This window comes from Flavobacterium xanthum (assembly GCF_900142695.1).
Lineage (GTDB): Bacteria > Bacteroidota > Bacteroidia > Flavobacteriales > Flavobacteriaceae > Flavobacterium > Flavobacterium xanthum.
Genome location: NZ_FRBU01000009.1, coordinates 68,238 through 87,477, shown reverse-complemented (window position 1 = coordinate 87,477; position 19,240 = coordinate 68,238). Strand labels below are relative to the sequence as shown.

Below are 19,240 nucleotides of genomic sequence, written 5' to 3'. Positions count from 1 at the left end.
TTAAAAACTCTTACTGTAATGGTAAGAGTTTTTTGTTTTAAAGGGTTTTCTTTGTATTTCGTTTTTTAAAGAGTTTTTATATGATTGATTATTTAATTATAGGTAGTGGATTAGCAGGGATTTCTTTTGCAGAAAAGGCCTTGCAAAATGGTAAATCTATTTTTGTCATGGATAATAATTCCCAAAATTCCTCTAAAATTGCTGGTGGGCTATACAATCCAGTTATTTTAAAGCGCTTTAGTGAAGTTTGGAAAGCGAAGGAACAATTAGAATTAATGGAACAGTTTTATGCTGTTTTAGAGGAAAAATTAAAATGTACCGTTGATTTCAAAAGGCCCATCTTACGGAAATTCTTTTCTGTTGAAGAACAGAATAATTGGTTTGCGGCTTCTGATAAGCTAACATTAGCTCCCTTTTTATCCACTCAATTAATTTCTAAAAAATATCCTGGAATTGATTCTCCTTATGGATATGGTGAAGTTTTACAGACAGGCTATGTGGATACTGCTTTGTTAATAGAAAAGTATAGAGCCTACCTGATCGACCATACGCTTTTTCAAGAAGAATCTTTTGATTATGACGCTTTACAGCTTGAAACAAGTGGTATTCGCTATAAAGATATTCAGGCGAAGCATATTATTTTTGCTGAGGGTTTTGGTATGCATGCAAATCCTTTTTTTAAGGATTTACCATTAGACGGTACAAAAGGAGAGCTTTTTATAATCAAAGCACCCAAATTAGATTTAGATGTAATAGTTAATACGAGCGTCTTTATTTTACCGCTTGGCAATGATTTATTCAAGGTAGGTGCAACTTACAATTGGAAAGATAAAACAAATTTGCCTTCAGAAGAAGGTAAAACCGAATTGGTAGAAAGAATACAAGAAATAATAACCTGTGATTTTGAGATTATAGCCCATTTTGCGGGAGTTCGCCCTACGGTAAAAGACAGACGGCCGTTAGTAGGAACGCTACAAAATCACCAAGCTATTCATATTTTGAACGGCTTGGGGACTAGAGGTGTGATGCTGGGGCCAGCAATGGCAAAAGAACTGTTTGACTCTATTGAATACCAAGTTCCTTTAGATGCTGCTATTGATATTAGACGATTTAAAACTAAAGAAAAGAAGTAAAACTATTTCAGTTTATTCTTTGAATCGTAGGAAACAAACATGTTAATGTAGATGTTCCTAGCCCAACGTAAAACGAATGGGAATGATATAAGAAGTGAAACGATAATTACTATAAAAGCTACTTTAAGACTAGATCCTAAAAATAAAAATGAGATAATGAAGGCTGCAACTCCTATGCCAACATTTAAGCCGTAACTAACGTACATCGCACCATAAAAAAAGGAAGGCTCAATTTGATAATGTAAGCCGCAATGACTACAATTTTCATGCATTTTTAATATTTTATTTAAATGAAGTGGATTTTTATCTAAATACATACTCTCATTCTGACATTTTGGACAAGTTCCTGTTAAAATGCTATATAATTTGGATCCTTTTTTTAACATTTGCAAAAAATTTAATTTTTCCTTTTTTGGAGTTACAAATTTACGCATTCGAAAAGGAATAAAATCACAATACATGCTTAATATACACAATTTATCTGTTTCTTTTGGTGGTACTTATTTATTTGAAGAAGTTACCTTTCGATTGGGTGCCGGAGACAGAGTTGGTCTTGTTGGGAAAAATGGAGCCGGAAAATCTACCATGCTTAAAATGTTGGCTAGAGATTTTGCACCTGATTCAGGGGTTATATCTCAAGAGAAAGATATCCGTATGGGGTTTCTGCGTCAGGACATTGATTTTGAACAAGGTAGAACAGTTCTTGAAGAAGCCTATGAAGCTTTTACGGAAATAAAAATTGTAGAAAAAAAGCTGGAGGAGATTAATCATTTGTTAGTGACCCGTACCGATTATGAAAGTGATGAATACAGTCAAATTATAGAGGATCTATCTGATTATACCCATCGATTTGAATTATTAGGAGGCTATAATTATGTAGGAGATACAGAGAAAATTCTTCTGGGATTGGGTTTTAAAAGAGAAGTTTTTGATAACCAAACCGAAACTTTTTCTGGTGGCTGGAGAATGCGGATCGAATTAGCCAAATTGCTGTTGCAAGCCAATGATGTTTTGTTACTGGATGAGCCAACGAATCACTTGGATATAGAAAGTATAATCTGGCTAGAAAGTTTTTTGCGTAATTATCCAGGTGTGGTAGTAATCGTGTCTCACGATAAAATGTTTTTGGATAATGTCACCAACAGGACCATTGAAATTTCGCTGGGAAAAGCTTATGATTTTAATAAACCCTATTCTCAATATTTAGAATTACGTCATGAAATCCGTGAAAAACAATTGGCAACGCAAAAAAATCAAGCCAAAAAAATTGAAGAGACGGAGAAATTAATTGAAAAATTTCGTGCCAAAGCTTCCAAAGCTTCGATGGCTCAATCTTTAATTAAAAAACTAGATAAAGTAGAACGTATCGAAGTCGATGAAGATGATAACTCAGTGATGAATATTTCTTTTCCTGTTTCTAAAGAGCCAGGAAGAGTTGTTATCGAAGCGGAGCATGTGACTAAAAGCTACGGTGCTGTTACGATTTTGAAAGATATTAACTTGTTAGTAGAGCGAGGCAGCAAGATTGCATTTGTTGGACAAAACGGACAAGGAAAATCTACCTTTATCAAAGCTATAGTTGATGAATTTGAGTATCAAGGAAACATTAAATTAGGTCATAATGTACAACTAGGCTATTTTGCTCAGAATCAAGCCGAATATTTGGATGGTGAAATTACTTTATTGCAAACTATGGAGGACGCGGCAGCAGATACAAACCGGATGAAGGTGCGTGATATGCTGGGTTCTTTTTTGTTTAGAGGTGATGATGTAGATAAAAAAGTAAAAGTGCTTTCAGGAGGCGAAAGAAATCGCTTAGCGTTGTGTAAATTATTATTACAACCTATTAACGTGTTGTTGATGGATGAGCCTACAAATCACTTAGACATTAAATCAAAAAATGTTTTGAAAGCTGCACTTCAAAAATTTGGTGGGACTTTATTACTGGTTTCACATGATAGGGATTTCTTGCAAGGAATGTCAAATTTGGTATATGAATTTAAAGACCAAAAAATCAAAGAATATTTAGGCGACATCAACTATTTCTTAGAACAACGCAATATGGAAAACATGCGCGAAGTGGAGAAGAAAGATGCTGAGAAAGCTGCCGCACCTAAAGAAAGTAATAAGGCTTCCTATGAAGATCAGAAAAAGGGAAAAGCATTGCAAAACAAACTAAGCAAAGTGGAGAGCCAAATTAAGCAATTAGAAAAAGACATACAGCAGGACGATAAAATGTTGGCTTCAAATTATGATAAGCATGTTGAAGACGCAAAATTTTTTACAGCCTACAACAAGAAAAAAGCAGAATTAGACAAACTCCTGCTGGATTGGGAAGTTGTTCAAGAAGAAATTGATCAATTATAATAACAAAGAGTTCCGTAATGGAGCTCTTTTTTTATGTAATAATTCCTATTGATTGGGAATGTGCGATGGCCTCACTACTATTTTTAAAATAACAAATAGAAACATTTAATGTCTCTAAATTTTTCATAACAGTCATTATTTTTTCTTTTTTAGTGGAGCCAGTTTGTCGTATGTAAACCGCTTTTACCGTTACGGGGAAAATCTTGCAAATCGCTTCATATAGAAAAGGATCGTGTTGCGAATCATCCCCAAGGAGTACATATTCTAAATTGGGGTAAAATTCTAAGATATGTTTTATTTTATCAAATTTATGATTGTGGTTTCCTCTGCCAGTCATGAAGAAATCGGTTAGACTCGTTTTAATATCTTTTAGCAATAAAACAGCTTTTGGAAGTTTATGGATTTCGGTGAATTTTGTTATAAAACGATACAAATTCCATTCACTGCTGGAAACATAAAAAAAAGCATTAAACTCTTCTTTATTGTCTCTTCCTGCAGTACTTAAAGCTTGATAATGGGTGACAACGTCCTCATATATTTTTCTCTTATTTACATTTTTAAACAACAGCACATATAATTTTTTCAACGGATTTAGCGTATGTGACACTAAAAAAGTATCATCTATATCAGATATAATTCCTAAATTTCCTTTGTGTGGCCTAATGTAACTATCCTTCGTAGTAATGGTTCCATTTTTATAAACAATACTAACTTCATAATCAATCCAGCCGTAGTTTTTGTCTTGATCTAAAGGCACACAAAATTTGAAATAACCGTCCGCTAATGTTTTGGTATGAATTTTGGAATTGTTGTGTTTTAGATAGACATCAGCATTAGCTTGAGTTTTTATTTGGAACATTTTGATTACAGAAGTAGCGTTTTTTAGATTCTTTTTTTGAAAATTATACTCCTCAATCGATGTGGGTTTGAACACATGTCCCATGACAATTAATTCTTGTTCATTAGCATAACCTCGATATAATTTTAAAATTGGTTTCATATATTGTAGTACTTTTGATAAAAGATGAATTTAACGGTTTTAAATCAATAAAACAGAATAAAATTTGAAAAATAACGTAATCCTAGTTGTTAATCCCATTTCGGGAGACGTTGATAAGTCTGATCTTATTGATGAGGTCGCTTTTTTTGCGGAAAAGGAAAATTTGAATTTAGTGATTTATAATACATCTGGAGTTTCAGATAGTGACAATATAAAAGCGCTTTATGCAACCTACGCGCCAAAGCGAATTATTGTAGCGGGAGGTGACGGCACAATAAAAATGGTGGCGGAAGCCATGGAAACTCTTGATGTGATCATTGGTATTTTGCCAGCCGGTTCCGCCAATGGTTTAGCTGTAGATTTAAATTTACCCTCTGGGATTTCAGAAAATTTGGAAATCGCTTTTCAAAATGGTTATATGGAAATTGACATGGTTTCCATTAACGGAAAAAAAAGCATTCATTTAAGCGATTTGGGAATCAATGCAGAAATGATTAAGAACTATGAAAACAGCAGTATTCGTGGAAAATGGGGGTACGCACTGCAAACAGTAAACACTTTGATTGATTTAGAAGATCCATTTATCGCGACCATTACTGGTGATTTTCCCACGATAGAATGTGAGGCGAGAATGATCGTAATCGCTAATTCTCAAAAATATGGTACTGGGGTTTCCATAAATCCAAATGGTATAATGGATGATGGGAAATTTGAATTGGTTATTTTGAAAAATATGGATTTGGTGGTACTAGGCAAAATCATAACCGGTAATATGCCAATCGATGTGAATGATGTAGAGATTATTTCGACTGATAAAGCATTTATAACAACAAACATTCCGGTTAGTTTTCAGATTGATGGAGAATATTGCGGAACAGAAACCAAGCTAGTTATTGAAATTCTACCCAAACAAATGAAAGTGGCAATTCCTAATCCTCCAATTCAAATTATTTAAACGGATTTCGTTCTTGCCAGATGCTTTCGGGTTCTAGATATTTGAATATTTTTGACATGTAAGGATTTACCAATCTATTGTTGTGCGCTATAAGTCCATACATTTTTAGGGGTTTAGCACCAACAGAACTTTTTATTTCCAAAGCTGTTCTAGCAAAAACTATTTCATTGAAGCCTTTGTTTATGGAGTAAGCAATCATATCATATAACATGTTTAAATAAAGCATCTTTTCTCGTTGAATGCTGTCGTCATAGCCAAGAAAATACGTATCCATGATTGCTCCATTTTTTATTAAAGTATTGAAGCCAATTAGTTTTTCGCCAATAAAATAACCATAAAAAAGGAATTTGTCTTTAAAGATTTCTTTAAAAATTCTAAAATGGTTTTTTGGTAGAAAAAAAGTATTAAAAGGAGCATTTTTAGCAACATGAAAATACAGCTCATAAATGGTGTCTTCCAGTGAAATAATGTCTTCCAGATTTAATTTTCGTTTCTGTATGTCAGTTGCCCTTTTACGCGCTCTTTTATACTGATCTCTGTATTTTTTTGAAAGAGAATCAATGTAATCTTGCTCTGATTTCCAATTTTCATTTATGGAAAAAATCATGTTGGGTTGTGTCGAAAATTGATAATCATTTTCGAATTCTGGAATGGCGAAGTTTTTAATTTCTTCCTCGCCAAAATCTTTATAGGTCGTAATATGAATAGTAACACCTTTAGATTTAAATATTTTTTTTAATTCCGTTGTAGCGAAATATAAGGCTTTCATCGCTTTTTTCTTATCGATTGAATCGGATAAAGCATAGCAATTTTGTCCTGTTAGCATGTTGTTTCCAAGGACCAAAACTTGTGATCCGAAATTTCTAAAAACAATATTGCGGACGGCAGTTTTTATACATTGGTCTCTTTCTCCAAAAGAGGCTAATTTATTCAAATTTAGAAATTGAGAAAGGGAAATGCCAACTAAAGTCTCCTTTTCAAAAATGCCAATAAAATGACAAATCATGTTTTCAGGAGACGATTTTTCTAAAACTTCTAAGTATTTTTTAGATAAAAAAATAGTTGAAATTGCTACATCATCCCAATTTAAAGGAAGTTGCGCTGTTGAAGTATAAATTTTAAAGGAATAATCGGTGTTCAAATTGAGTAGAAATGTTTTTTCCAAAATTAGTTAATAAAGTTAAAGTATCATTGATTGTCTAGAAATTAAGTAACTTTATATGATAAAATAAATAAATTATGAAAACTTATTCAGAGGAATCCATTCAAACCCATTTGGAAGAGCTAAAAGGCTGGACATTTAACAATAGCGGAATTGAGAAAAAATTTAAATTTGCTGATTTTACTCAAGCTTTGGGTTTCATTGTACAAGTAGGAGTGATGGCAGAGAAAAGAAGCCACCATCCGGAATTATTTAATGTCTATAATAAGGTGACTATTCGATTGACCACTCATGATGCTGGTGGAGTCACGGATAAGGATATTGATTTGGCGCAGGCCATAGAAAAAATTTAGAAAAAAATCGTCTTGATTGTCTCAAGACGATTTTTTTTATTTAAAACCTTTGCTCCTTGCGCTAGTTTTGTTCAATTATAATAAAAAAGGGGCACAGATTGCTTCCAGTAATTAGTTGCATTAAAATCTGAATATCAAGGTCTTATAAAATGATTTCTATAATTTTATGTCGCTTGTGTAAACAGCATTAGAAAGTTAAAGTGAGAATAAATTAGAAATTAAAAGTAAGCTATTTCTGTAAATAAAGTGAAATATTGTGTTGTTTGTCGATTTTATTTGCTGATTAACTATTTTGTAGGTAGTTTTAGATGTGCAAATTAAAATTCCAGTCATGAAAATTATACCTACGCTACTTTTATCCATTTTATTTTCTTTTTCAATGCTTGCAAATGTTTCTCAGTCAGAGAAAGAGGCCTTGGTGAAATTATATGAAGCTACAAATGGAAAGCAATGGATTAATAAGTGGGATTTGTCATTGCCAGTTTCTACATGGTATGGCGTTAAACTTCAAGATGATAAAGTGATCTCAATACGATTAGCGGATAACAATTTAGTAGGTGAAATTCCAACGGAGATATTAAATTTGACTGGTCTTCAAGAATTAGACTTACATAAAAATAAGATATCGGGAATGATACCTGTTTTTATTGGAAATCTAAAAGAAATGAAAGTATTGAATCTTTCTTTTAATAATTTATCTGGATCAATTCCTGCTTCAGTTTGTGATATGGCTAATTTGAAAGATTTAGAATTGTATATGAATGCACTCACTGGAGAATTGCCAATGCAAATTGGTGCGTTGAAGCAATTAGAAGTTTTATCTTTATTCAACAATGAAATTGTTGGAGAAATTCCAAATTCTCTTTATGATGTAAAAACGATGAAGGTATTGTTGCTAAACAGTAATAAACTGGTAGGCGGATTGAGCAGAGATGTTGAAAATATGACTGCATTAGAAAATTTCAGTTTGTTTGATAACAAGATGGATGGTCAAGTTCCATTTGAATTAGAAAACTTAAACAATCTTAAAGAAATGAATATTTCCTATAATAGATTTAAGGGTTTAGTTTCTAAAAATTTAGCTGTTTTGGATACCTTGAACATGACGATGTTGAACGAGCAAGGAATAACCGTTTTATTAGATGTAACAACGAATAGAAATTCAGCTATTGTTTCAGAGGATTAATTTAGAATTACGTTAGATACTATTTTTCAAATAAAGATTTTAGTTGGTTTCGGATATTTAATTATAATAAACTTAGTTGGTTGAAAACCTGTATGACTTGTCGTATAGGTTTTTTTATTTAGTTAAATGTGGTAATCAATGCCTAATTTAGTTTTCTTAGGTTCGATAGAACCCTTTATTAAGTAGCTATTTTTTTGAGTTAGTAGGTATTCAGTAATATAGCGATAATATGAAAAGAATCGAATTCAAGGGTAATTGTTTCTCCAGGCTTTACCTGAATTCTTAAGCTGTGAGCATCTTTACCTTTTTGCTATTTCCAATACTTACCTTTTTTCAATATACATACTGCCGTTTTATTGTGCTATAAATCGGTTTTGATACGTAGTCCAAAGTAATTTTTTAAGTATTATTTTCAATACCTATAATTCTGGAAGATAATCTATGTGCTAAAAAGGTAAAGAGTAGACATAGATATAAGCAAAAATAGAGATGGCGAGTAGGTTTTTCAATCCTATTTGTTCAAGCAAAGTTCATTTTAATGGTTATGATAGAAAGCAAGAAATTTAAGAAGTTGGGATTGATATAGATTTAGCTTTTAATTTTTTTGATCCATGGAAGAATTTATTTATTTAAAATTAAATAGTCATAGCTATTTTGAAAAAAAAGCTTCAGATTTCTCTGAAGCTTTTTAGGAACGGTTAATCTTGAAAATTCCAACGCACTTATTGATGGTTCTTATAAAATTGTTTGTGTTAATAAAAATGTTGGAAATATACTTTTAGGAACCGTTATTGAGGCATTTTTGGTGTTGCAATTCGGCCGTTTGGAGTGCTTAGTGTTTCAATAAAAGCTAAAAGCGCATTGATTTCGGCTCTGTTTAAATCTAGTTTTTTAAGAATTGGTGAAGTTACCGGAATCAAAGAATCGCGAGCTGTTCCTAAATATCTCTTCTGAATAGCGGAAGGATTTCCTAAATTATAAAATTCCACCACATCTAGTAAACTTGGAAAATGTCCGTGATGCATCCAAGGTCTTGTATTGACAACCTCTCTTAAAGTTGGCGTTCTAAATTTTCCAAGATCTTTTTTATCTCCAGTAACATTGTAACGACCAAAATCTTCATCTTTGGTCCCAAACAATGTTTGTCCGTCATTATGGAATTGATTATCGCTAAAATAAGGGGTATTGTGACAGTTGATGCATTGCGCTTTAGTTCTGAACAAATGCAATCCTGTTACTTGTTGGTCTGTAAACGCCTCCGATTTTCCACTGACAAACTGATCAAATTTACTTTTTGGGCTTTTTATTGTACGTTCAAAAGTAGCAATAGCATATTGAATTCTTTGCAAAGTAACTTTCTCGTCACCAAAAGCCTCTGTAAACAATTTGCCATAGCCTTTTACACCAACGATTTTATCTACGGCAATGGTCAGTTTTTCATTCATTTCTAAAGGATCTGCAATAGGAAACTGGGCTTGATCTTCTAGGCTGGAAGCACGACCATCCCAGAACAATGATTTGGCATACCCTGAATTTAAAATAGTCATGGAATTTCGTTTTCCGTTTTGTCTGTTATGACCAAAAGAACGTGTCAGATTATCCGTCCAGCCCAATTCCGGATTGTGGCAGGAGGCACACGCTATTTGTCCGCTTACTGATAATCGAGGATCAAAAAATAATGTTTTACCCAAAAAGGCCTTTTCTTTAGAGTATTTATTGTACTCTGGGTAAGTCATCTCTGGTAGTGGCCCAATATCTTGAAAAGTGGTTTTGTCAACATTCTTGTCCAAATTAGGTTTTGGCCATAACGCTGGATTTCCGCTGGAATACAGTTGCCTTAAATCTTGTATGTCAATATATTCGTTTTCGTCATCTGTTTTATAAGCGGACAAAAAAATCAATAAAGCGACTGGAAGTATGATGTGTTTTATTTTCATTTGTAACTACTATTAATAATTTTATAGACTAATTTCTTTGAGACAACTCTCAGTTATTGGAGCCGGTTTTGGATATACTCTGTTATTAAAAATTCGGTATTGTGCGGAAACAGGTCCGCCAAAAAGGGCTGTATTGTTTGCTTTTAATTCGAATGAAATTTCAAATAATCCAGTACTAATTTCTTTGTACGTTCCACCGCCAGAAATTCCTATGCTGTAACTTTTACCATTTGTTCCTGCAATAGTGATGTATTGCGGAATCACTAAAACAGCACCTTTAGTTTTACTATTTCCATTTTCAGGGAAAAATTCAAGCGCCGAAGTAATATTAAATCCTGGAGAATTTGCAGCGGAAACACTTTCATTAGAAAACCATCGTTTCAAACCGAAAGAATTAGTTGTATTAGTCCCGGTAGCAACATTAAACCCAATTTTAAAAGCATGATGATACACATCATCTGTAGTGCTTGGGGTTCCTTTATCGCTATATAAGATAGCGTTTTCTGAACCAGCAGGAACGACCACTGGAAAGGTAAATGCATTAAAAGTCTGCCATGCACAAATTCCGTTTCTATCAAACCAATGCTCTCCATAAGTCAGGTAAAATGGATTTGATAAATCATAGAAATTTGCTGCTGTATTAGTAGCAATATCTCGGAAGGATTTAATAGGTTTCACGATTTGGAGCACGGTATTTCCTGTAGTCGTATACGTATCCGAATTTACTAATGCAATATTCGTTTGATAAAAAACATCATCATTATTTATGTTTTCCAATAGTTTCAAACGGTAGGTTATGCTGTTTCTATTGTCTCCAAAATCATCGTGAGTCAACGTATAATTGAAACCATTTAAAAACTCAAAAATCCTATCGGTGTTGATTTCCGAAGGTATAAAACCATTTGGAAAATCAACTTTAAAAACAATTTCTTCTCCTATTTCGCCTTTTATCTCAAACCTGTTTATCGGAAAAGTGTAGGTGGTTTTTACCTCATCGAGATTGACTTCAAAACTATTATTGGGAGCAACAGTATTCAAATTTCCAAGAGTGATGGCTGGATCTGAACTTTCTTCTAGTTTTAAAGTAATCTTTTGTTTTGTATTCCATCTTTTGTCGAAAGACAAAAATATAGTATCCGTAAGTTGATTTCCCGCAAAAGAGATTTGGTTCAACGGTTTTACGCTATAATTGTTGCTCTCTCCAGTTCCTGTTATGCTGTAGGTTACAAAAACAGGTTTTTTCAAGGTGGAAGAGGTCAACGTAACTGGAATTTTCAATGGTTTCACTGATCTGTTCGTGTAACTGATCACTGGAACTAATGCGCTGTTCAATGCGGGATATGCCAAGGGGACATTATTGCTGCTTACTAATATATTGAAACGTACAAAGGGATCAACAGCATTAGTACTTAATTGATAATCATCCTTTGAGCAAGCGGTAAACAGGCTTAGGATCAAAACGGCTATCGATATAATTTTAATAGGATTCATTTTGCTGTAAGTTTGAATTAAGATTAATATTTTTGCTTGGAATTGGCAACACAAATTTTGGAGACGGAAAATCCAAACTACAGTTTTGCGACAAGCATCCGTCGATTCTTGCTACAGACTTATTTCTTCTGGCCAAATCAAAAAACAAATGCCCTTCAAAACAAAGTTCTTTTCTACGTTCCAGTAACAAGGCTTGTTCTAAATTATCAGTTGTGGTCAATAAAATCGCTTTTGCTCTAGCTCTTATAGTATTGATATCGTTTTTGGCAGTTTCTAGATCTCCAAGTTCCAAGGCTGCTTCGGCACGAATAAGATAGAGTTCACTTAACCTGAAGGCTGAATATCCCGGATTATCCTGAAACTTTTTGGTAAAAGAATAATTTACATTTACAAAAACCCCATTTATCAATGTAGGAAGTGCTTTTTCTAGAAATAATTGCTTTCTTATGTCAGTAGATTCGTAAAGTCCTAATAAATCTTGAGAAGCCACATATTTATTGTAATTTGTATTTGAAAAATACCCAAAATAACTGGACAAAGAACCTCCAACGTCGCCACCGCTGTCTCTGGGAACTGAGAATTCTAGCAGGTTTTCAGCAAGTGGAACATTTGTTTGCTCCCATTGCGAAACATAATTTTCACTTGGGGTTAATGAAACTCCAGCATTTAAAATAACATCGTTTGCCGTTTCAAAAGCATTCTGCCAATCGTTTTTAGACAAATAAACGCGCGCCAATAAGGCTTTCGCATTTACACGGTTGAAATAGGAGTACGATGGTCCGGTTAACAAAGAATTATCCGAAAAATGATCCAAAGCCACTTTGATATCCTCAATAATTAAAGAATAAGTGCTTGTCAAAGTTTCTCGTTTTGGATACGTAATGCCTCCCGATAAACTTGTTTTGTTATAGATAATTCCTAATTGCATCTCTAGGCCCGTATTTCCTATAGCCTGACTGTAAATTAAAGTTAGTAAATAATGGGAATAGGCTCTTATTGCTAAAGCCTCGGCTTTAATCTGCTTTTTTTCAACATCGGTGGCATCGGGCAAAGCATCTACATATTCTAAAATTAAATTGGTTTGATTGATGACATCATAACTTGCATCATAGAAGGTCGTGAAGTCACTTTCTTGTGCCAGATCTTGGAACGAGTACACATTTTCTAAGTTGATAGGAACAGTAATCTGACCCCTATTATTACCAGTTATTGTGGGTGTAAATTTAAGATTTCCGCCTTGTAAATCAGCATAAACTGCAAATCGCTCACCTCTTACATTTGCTTCAAGCGATCCATAAGTGCCATTCAAAGCGCTCAACATTCCTTTTTTTGTTGCTAATTGTTCCGTAATCGATGTTTGAGAACCGGGTTCTTGTTCTAAAAAATCACTGCAACTCTGCAATGAAAAAAGAACAAATAAAACGGTTAATAATCTATAAAAATATGTTGTTTTAAAGTATTTCATCGCATTAAAATTTAGTGTTAAAACCTAAAGAAATTGTTCGTGCTTGCGGATAGGTAAAATTAAATTCACGTATGCCGTTCCTTCCAGACGGACTTTTATCTTTATACCAATAGACTACATTCGAAACATCGACAAAAACAGATAATGCATCCAAAAAGGTTTTTTTGAAAGGAACATTATAGCTTAGATTAATGTTGCTGATCTTTAAATAAGTAGCGTCATATAGAAATTTACTCAAATTTGGAATCAAGGTTGTATTACTGATAACCAAAGGTTGTGAAACTACATCACCTTGATTTCTCCAATAATCATAAGCATTAACAGAAAGGTTTCTATTAGAGGTAATGTTATATTTTGAGATCAGGCTGTTATCCACTAAATAATCTCCCCCCAATTGAAAGGCTCCTCTTATTGATAAAACAATTGCATTATTGATAGTGAAATTATTATTAAAACCACCGTAAGCTTTGGGTTGGTTGTCGCCAATAGGAACCCAATCAGCCGCAGTAAATAAGTTTGTATAAGTAGCTGCATCATATATTTGTCCGTCTTTCTCTACCAGATCTCTTCCGGTTGCGGGATCAACGCCCGCCCATTTTACTCCCCAAATTTTGGAGGTGCTGTATCCTACTTTTTGAGCAAGAGCAACTTCTGAAGTAGAAAATTCACTTCCTAAACCTACAAGTTGCGTTACTTTATTTTCAACAGTAGAAATATTAAAGGATGTTGTCCATTTAAATTGATCGCTTTGCAACCATTTAATACGAGTTGAAAATTCCAGTCCTTTATTATACATGCTAGCTGCGTTTAATTGAATGGAATTGTAACCGGTTTCGGTTGGTATATCTCTGCTGGTTATCAAATCTTTTAAATCGTCATAAAAATATTCCAAGGACAATTCTACTCTTCCCAAGAAATTAAAATCGATACCTGCGTTAAATTTTGTGTTTTTTTCCCAACTCAGTTGCCCGTTTGGAGCTTCGCTAGGAGAGGAACCTTCTGCGCCATTGTACCCGTTTTGATTTAAGATATAAAGTCCTTTTGAACGATACGATCCTATTCTTGAATTCCCAGTTGTTCCATAACTGATTTTAAATTTTAGCAAATCAATACCGCTGTTCGATTTCAAAAAATCTTCATTACTGACAATCCAACTCAATCCGGCTCCACCATTTAAAGCTACATTAGTATCATCCCCAAAAACCGAGCTTTCATCTCTCCTAAAATTACCTAAAAAGTAATACCTCTTTTTATAATTGTAGTTAAACTGAGAAAAAAACGAGACTCTTGAACTGTAACTGATGTCATCCCCATACGTTTGATTTAATAATGATTCATCAACGGTTGTCAACGGATCATCATCTCGAATTGCGTCTTGAACATTATTTACACCATTGGGATTTACAAAACCTCTACCAGATGAATAATTAAAATTTGCTTTGTCGCTAGACAATTCAAAACCAAAAATCCCATCAATGTTATGGTCTATATTCACTGTTTTATTGAATAAAGCTTGTCCCTGCCAGTTCCATTTAGTTGAGTTTCTTTCATTCAAAAGACGTCTTCCCCAATTTGGATATTGCATTCCTTCTAAAGTAAATGAACCATTGTATTGTCCGCTTTCATTGGCACCGGAAAAATATCTGTCCTGCGTTTTGTCTTTGTAATCTATTCCAAAAAGCGTTGAGAAACTTAAAAATTTATTGAATTCATACGAGGCATTCAAGCTTGCTAAAATACCATAACTATCGGTTATGTTTTTGTTTTGCTCAATAGCTGCTAATGGATTTCCTAAGCCTAAAACACCAACAGTTGCATACGTTCCGTCCGCATTATAAGGCGAAATAGTAGGGACAAAGGCATAACTATAATAAATATTTGGGGCATCCTTTTGAATGTAACTAGGGTTCATAGACAAACTGAAATCAAATTTATCCAAGCGGTAACCTAGATTTATACCGGCGTTAAATTGTTTGGTTTTATTCCCTTTTTGTGGCTCATCAATAGTAAGATAACTTAAACTGCTGCGATACGACAATTTAGAATTTGCTCCTGAAACATTAAAATTATATTTATTATAAATTCCCGCTACATTTAGTAAATCAAACCAGTCCGTGTTTATTCCATTATAGGGAACGGGTACATAATTTGTCTGACTATTTTTAAGATATTCATTTCTCAAATCATTGTACTGGAAACCACTTAGATATTTGATTGGATTAATGGCTGAGGAAACTCCAAGTTGGTTAGAAAATCCAAATTTTGCTTTTCCTTTTTTTCCTTTTTTAGTTGTGATAAGAATGACACCATTGGCACCGTCAGCGCCATAAATACTTACTGCAGCAGCATCTTTCAATACTGTAAAACTTTCAATATTCTCCGGTGAAATTTGGGCAAGAGGATTGGATAGATTTTCAGAGAAAGTTCCATTTGCATCAAAAAACTGACTATCAATACCCACTTCTTCACTCATTATTACACCATCAACAATAATCAAAGGCTGTGTCGACGTTCCTAAATTAGAATTTGTCAACGAACTCAAACTTCCTTGGCCTCTAATATTTATTTTAACAGGGCCTCCTATTCCCGAAGTATTTTCTATTAAGACACCTGCAATTTGTCCTACCACCATTTTATCAATACTTTCTGAAGCTTGCTCTACTGCAATATCCTTTGCGTTAAGGGTAGAAATACTTCCTACGATTTCCTCTTTTAATTTTTTAGTTCCGTAGGATGACGTAATTACAACTTGGTCTAATTCATCTGTGGCTTGTTCCATATTGAAAACAAAATCAAATGCGTTTCCCACACGAACGGATTGCGTTTTCATTCCTAAATAAGACACTTCTAAAACCGTATTTGGAATAGCATCTCCTCTTAATAAATAGACAAATTTTCCTTTGCTGTCACTAATAGCTCCAGTTGAGGTTCCTTTTATCAAAATAGTTGCACCTGGAACAGGGAGTTTGTCTTTGCTGTCTAGGACAATACCTTTGATGAAACGTTCTTTTTCCTGTGAAGCTGCTTTATCTGAAATTTCCAGTAATAATATTTGTTCTTTTTGTATAAAAAATGATATTTTCCTGTCTTTTAAGAGTTTAGTTAAAGCATTTTCTAGTGTACTATTTTTAACCGATACAGTTACTTTTTGATTGATGTCAATTTTATTAACGTTGTAAATGATTCGGTAATTCGTTTGTTGTTCAATAAATTTGATAACCTGGCTTAAAGGTTCTTCTTTAAAATTTAAAGTAATGGTCTTCTCTTTTGTTTGGGAAAAAGTAGTGATACTCATTAAGACTATCCCAAAAGTCAGTAAGAGTTTTTGCCAATAGGGGTACGCTGTAAACATCATTTAATTGTAAGTTTTGGTTAGTTAGTTGTTATTTAGTTATTGTTAATGGGTTATTTTTATAATGCCTTCTTTTTTAGTATATTTAAATGGAGTATCCAGCTTTAACAAATCTAGAATATCTTCCACTTTAGATTCTTTAATTTTAATTGTTCCTGAGAATTTCTGTGCCACTAAATTGCTGTTTGAGTTAACAATCGTGACATCAAATGCTCGTTCTAATCTTTTGCAAATGGATCCAAAAGTAGCGTCTTTCAAAACAAGTTCGCCTTGAACCCAAGCTGTAAATAAATCGACTTCTACTGTTTGAGTTGTAAATTTTTTAGAGGAACCATCCCACGTTGCTAAATGATTTGGTGATAAGATTGAATTATTTTTACGATTAGCATTCTCTGATAATCGCACACTTCCTGCTACTAAAACAGTTTGTATTTGTTTATCATCCGGATAAGCTGTCAGATTAAACTTTGTACCAAGGACTTCGATACTTACCTGATTAGCCTCTACTATAAATGGATGGAGTTGGTCTTTGGTAACATCAAAAAAAGCTTCTCCGGTTAAATACACTTTTCTATTGGTGTTTATTCCAAATTGTTGTGGATATTTCAGTGTACTTCCCGCATTCAAATGAACCGTCGTGCCATCTGAAAGGATTACTTTGAATGTCTGGCCATATGGAACTTTAAGTGTATTGTAAACCATTTTGTCATTCATGGCATGACCGTAATAAACAATGGAATCCTGACTTTGTTTCGCTATTGCTTTGCCTTTCTCATCAATAACGTTTTTCGTTTTATCTTTCGAAATATATTCTAAAGTGCCGTTGCTTAATTCCAAAACAATTTCTTTGGAAGGATTTGATTTTGGAACAAACAACTGTGTGGCTGTTTTTCCCAAACCAATAAATACAAGAACGATAGCTGCATATCGTAAAAACCTGTACCATTTACGGCTACTTTTCTTTTGTTTTTTCTTGTAAAATTCCTGAAGCGCTTTTGCTGGTATTTCATTTGATATTGCTGTGAAAGCCCACGCTTTTTTCAAAGCCATAAACTGCTTTTTGTTCTCTTCAGAAGTTTCAATCCATTTAAAAACAGTAAGAACTTCTTCTTCAGAAGCTTCATTGTCTAAATATTTATAAATCAATTCCAAAATCATATTGTTTTTTATTTAATCAAATACTCTTGTAAGTACCTTTTAGAAAGTGCGACAATCATTATTATTTATAAAAAAATTAAAAAATAGCGCAAGTCGTACTCCAATCGTTTAAGTAAGTACACTTAACAATTGAAATACCCTATGTTAAAATTTAATTATTTTTTAACTATTTAATAAAGTGATAATAATAAAGGAAGGCAAATAGTCTGATAATTGCTCTTTCAAAATTTTTAAAGCTTTTGTCATATGGGCTTCAACCGCTTTTTGGCTTACTCCCATTTCAGTAGCAATTTCTTCGTTTTTTTTATTCTCAAAACGTTTTTTTAGGTAAACTTGTTTTGTTTTTTCAGGAAGTTCAGCAATTACTTTATTTATTAAAACTTCTAATTCTGTTAATTCTAAGGAATCAAAATGCATCGAATTCAAAATTTGAGTATCTAATTCTTTCTCTTTTTGATTCAGTAACTCATTTTTAAATTTATTTTTTACTTCATTATGCCTTAAAAGATTTAAGCAAATCGATTTGGCATACGTGTAGAGAAAGGGTAGAATCCCATTTGCAGTTTCAATTTTGTCCTTGTTGATCCATAATTTCAAAAAAGCTTCTTGGGTTACATTTTTAGCTTCGTCCTTATCGTATAAAAATTGAATACTAAAACCTAAAACACGATTATAGTACTTGTTGAAATAAAAGTTGAAAGCGTCATTGTCCCCTTCCTTAAATGCTTTGAAGTAGTTTAATTCATTATGATTTATTTCTTTCATTAAATAAAAAATGATCGGTTGCTGTAAAAAGCTAAATTAGAAAAATAATTGAACTAATTGTAACTGTTCAGTACCTAATACGTTTATTAATTTGAATCACTCTGGTAAAAGGAGTATTATATAATTACATCAACAGAGGATGTTTTAACAAGGAAGCTGATTTAAAATAAGTGGATTAGTAGACCCATTATTTATTTTGATTGTAGTCGTTAAAAGAATTAATAATCTTTTAGTTAATTTTATACCATGTATTGTGATTGTTCTTTAACAAAAAAAAGTTCCAGATTTCTCTGAAGCTTTCTAGTAGTCCGCCACATCGGAGAGTCGTATCAGTGTCCGCCGCGGCGGATATGCGCTATCTTAAAGCTATATGTCAGCGATTATTTTATAAATAAACGCTCTTCCAACTCCAGTTTTAAGCTGTTTTTCTCTTTGCATAGCATGTGATTTAGAATGATAAAATTCAACATGAATGACAATCCAAGGTCTATATTTTAATGTATGCCCTTTTGTCCCTAGAAAGTTATGGGATTTGAATCGCTCAATTAAGTTGGAAGTATATCCGGTATAGTTTTGCTTATACTTAGAGGAATATAGAATGTAAACTACAAATTCATCCATCAGTTATTTTTGATAAATGTAAATAAAAAAAGCTCCAGATTTCTCTGAAGCTTTCTAGTAGCGGGAACAGGACTCGAACCTGTGACCTTCGGGTTATGAGCCCGACGAGCTGCCTACTGCTCTATCCCGCGATGTGCGTTTTGTAATCTCAATAAGGCTACTCTAGTAGCGGGAACAGGACTCGAACCTGTGACCTTCGGGTTATGAGCCCGACGAGCTGCCTACTGCTCTATCCCGCGTTGTTTCGGGTGCAAATGTACAACGAATTTCCGTATTTCCAATAAAAATTTTTAAA

The 19,240-nt window shown here is 33.4% G+C and carries 15 protein-coding genes and 2 tRNA genes; 5 read left to right on the top strand and 12 right to left on the bottom strand.

Going from position 1 to position 19,240, the window contains the following annotated elements:
* Positions 1-80: 80 nt before the first annotated feature.
* Complete coding sequence (locus BUC11_RS05690; protein WP_073352708.1) at positions 81-1,133, top strand: NAD(P)/FAD-dependent oxidoreductase; 1,053 nt, start codon at positions 81-83, stop codon at positions 1,131-1,133.
* A 2-nt stretch (positions 1,134-1,135) separates the two neighbouring features.
* On the opposite strand, the gene BUC11_RS05685 is transcribed toward BUC11_RS05690, so the two are convergent.
* Complete coding sequence (locus BUC11_RS05685) at positions 1,136-1,519, bottom strand: DUF983 domain-containing protein (RefSeq protein WP_073352734.1); 384 nt, start codon at positions 1,517-1,519, stop codon at positions 1,136-1,138.
* 73 nt (positions 1,520-1,592) lie between these two features.
* Between BUC11_RS05685 and BUC11_RS05680 the strand changes: the two genes are divergently transcribed.
* Complete coding sequence (locus tag BUC11_RS05680) at positions 1,593-3,500, top strand: ABC transporter ATP-binding protein (RefSeq protein WP_073352733.1); 1,908 nt, start codon at positions 1,593-1,595, stop codon at positions 3,498-3,500.
* 31 nt (positions 3,501-3,531) lie between these two features.
* Here the strand turns inward: BUC11_RS05680 and BUC11_RS05675 are convergent, their stop codons facing one another.
* Positions 3,532-4,500, bottom strand: coding sequence for an App1 family protein (locus BUC11_RS05675; protein WP_073352707.1), 969 nt, complete (start codon positions 4,498-4,500; stop codon positions 3,532-3,534).
* A gap of 64 nt (positions 4,501-4,564) precedes the next feature.
* On the opposite strand from BUC11_RS05675, the gene BUC11_RS05670 reads away from it, so the two are divergent.
* Complete coding sequence (locus BUC11_RS05670) at positions 4,565-5,455, top strand: diacylglycerol/lipid kinase family protein (protein ID WP_073352706.1); 891 nt, start codon at positions 4,565-4,567, stop codon at positions 5,453-5,455.
* Here BUC11_RS05670 and BUC11_RS05665 read toward each other — a convergent pair.
* On the bottom strand, positions 5,448-6,596 hold the full coding sequence (locus tag BUC11_RS05665) for an 8-amino-7-oxononanoate synthase (protein ID WP_073352705.1): 1,149 nt from the start codon (positions 6,594-6,596) through the stop codon (positions 5,448-5,450). The genes BUC11_RS05670 and BUC11_RS05665 overlap by 8 nt on opposite strands.
* Positions 6,597-6,694: 98 nt before the next feature.
* Here BUC11_RS05665 and BUC11_RS05660 point away from each other — a divergent pair, with 98 nt between their 5' ends.
* Together BUC11_RS05660 and BUC11_RS05655 are read left to right on the top strand one after the other, a co-directional pair.
* Complete coding sequence (locus tag BUC11_RS05660; RefSeq protein WP_073352704.1) at positions 6,695-6,970, top strand: 4a-hydroxytetrahydrobiopterin dehydratase; 276 nt, start codon at positions 6,695-6,697, stop codon at positions 6,968-6,970.
* A 331-nt stretch (positions 6,971-7,301) separates the two neighbouring features.
* On the top strand, positions 7,302-8,156 hold the full coding sequence (locus BUC11_RS05655; protein ID WP_073352703.1) for a leucine-rich repeat domain-containing protein: 855 nt from the start codon (positions 7,302-7,304) through the stop codon (positions 8,154-8,156).
* Between the two features lie 788 nt (positions 8,157-8,944).
* On the opposite strand, the gene BUC11_RS05650 is transcribed toward BUC11_RS05655, so the two are convergent.
* The 9 genes from BUC11_RS05650 to BUC11_RS05610 all read right to left on the bottom strand — a co-directional run bounded on the left by BUC11_RS05650 (position 8,945) and on the right by BUC11_RS05610 (position 19,184).
* Positions 8,945-10,093 carry a cytochrome-c peroxidase gene (locus tag BUC11_RS05650; protein ID WP_073352702.1) on the bottom strand — a complete coding sequence of 383 codons (1,149 nt, stop codon included), beginning with the start codon at positions 10,091-10,093 and terminating at the stop codon, positions 8,945-8,947.
* 21 nt (positions 10,094-10,114) lie between these two features.
* Positions 10,115-11,584, bottom strand: a complete 1,470-nt coding sequence (locus BUC11_RS05645; protein ID WP_073352701.1) for a hypothetical protein — start codon at positions 11,582-11,584, stop codon at positions 10,115-10,117.
* Positions 11,571-13,049: a RagB/SusD family nutrient uptake outer membrane protein gene (locus BUC11_RS05640; RefSeq protein ID WP_073352700.1), complete on the bottom strand. Its 1,479-nt coding sequence runs from the start codon at positions 13,047-13,049 to the stop codon at positions 11,571-11,573. Before BUC11_RS05640 ends, BUC11_RS05645 begins: the two co-directional genes overlap by 14 nt.
* 4 nt (positions 13,050-13,053) lie before the next feature.
* Positions 13,054-16,404: a SusC/RagA family TonB-linked outer membrane protein gene (locus BUC11_RS05635; protein WP_073352699.1), complete on the bottom strand. Its 3,351-nt coding sequence runs from the start codon at positions 16,402-16,404 to the stop codon at positions 13,054-13,056.
* A 42-nt stretch (positions 16,405-16,446) separates the two neighbouring features.
* The gene (locus tag BUC11_RS05630) at positions 16,447-17,559 is read right to left on the bottom strand and encodes a FecR family protein (protein WP_073352698.1); all 1,113 of its coding nucleotides are present in this window, start codon (positions 17,557-17,559) and stop codon (positions 16,447-16,449) included.
* A 162-nt stretch (positions 17,560-17,721) separates the two neighbouring features.
* Positions 17,722-18,324: an RNA polymerase sigma-70 factor gene (locus BUC11_RS05625; RefSeq protein ID WP_139259429.1), complete on the bottom strand. Its 603-nt coding sequence runs from the start codon at positions 18,322-18,324 to the stop codon at positions 17,722-17,724.
* A gap of 366 nt (positions 18,325-18,690) precedes the next feature.
* Entirely contained in the window at positions 18,691-18,945 is a 255-nt protein-coding gene (locus BUC11_RS05620; protein ID WP_073352697.1) for a GIY-YIG nuclease family protein, read from the bottom strand.
* Positions 18,946-19,003: 58 nt separating this feature from the next.
* A tRNA-Met gene (locus BUC11_RS05615) sits at positions 19,004-19,076 on the bottom strand.
* A gap of 35 nt (positions 19,077-19,111) precedes the next feature.
* Positions 19,112-19,184, bottom strand: a tRNA-Met gene (locus BUC11_RS05610).
* Positions 19,185-19,240 lie beyond the last annotated feature (56 nt).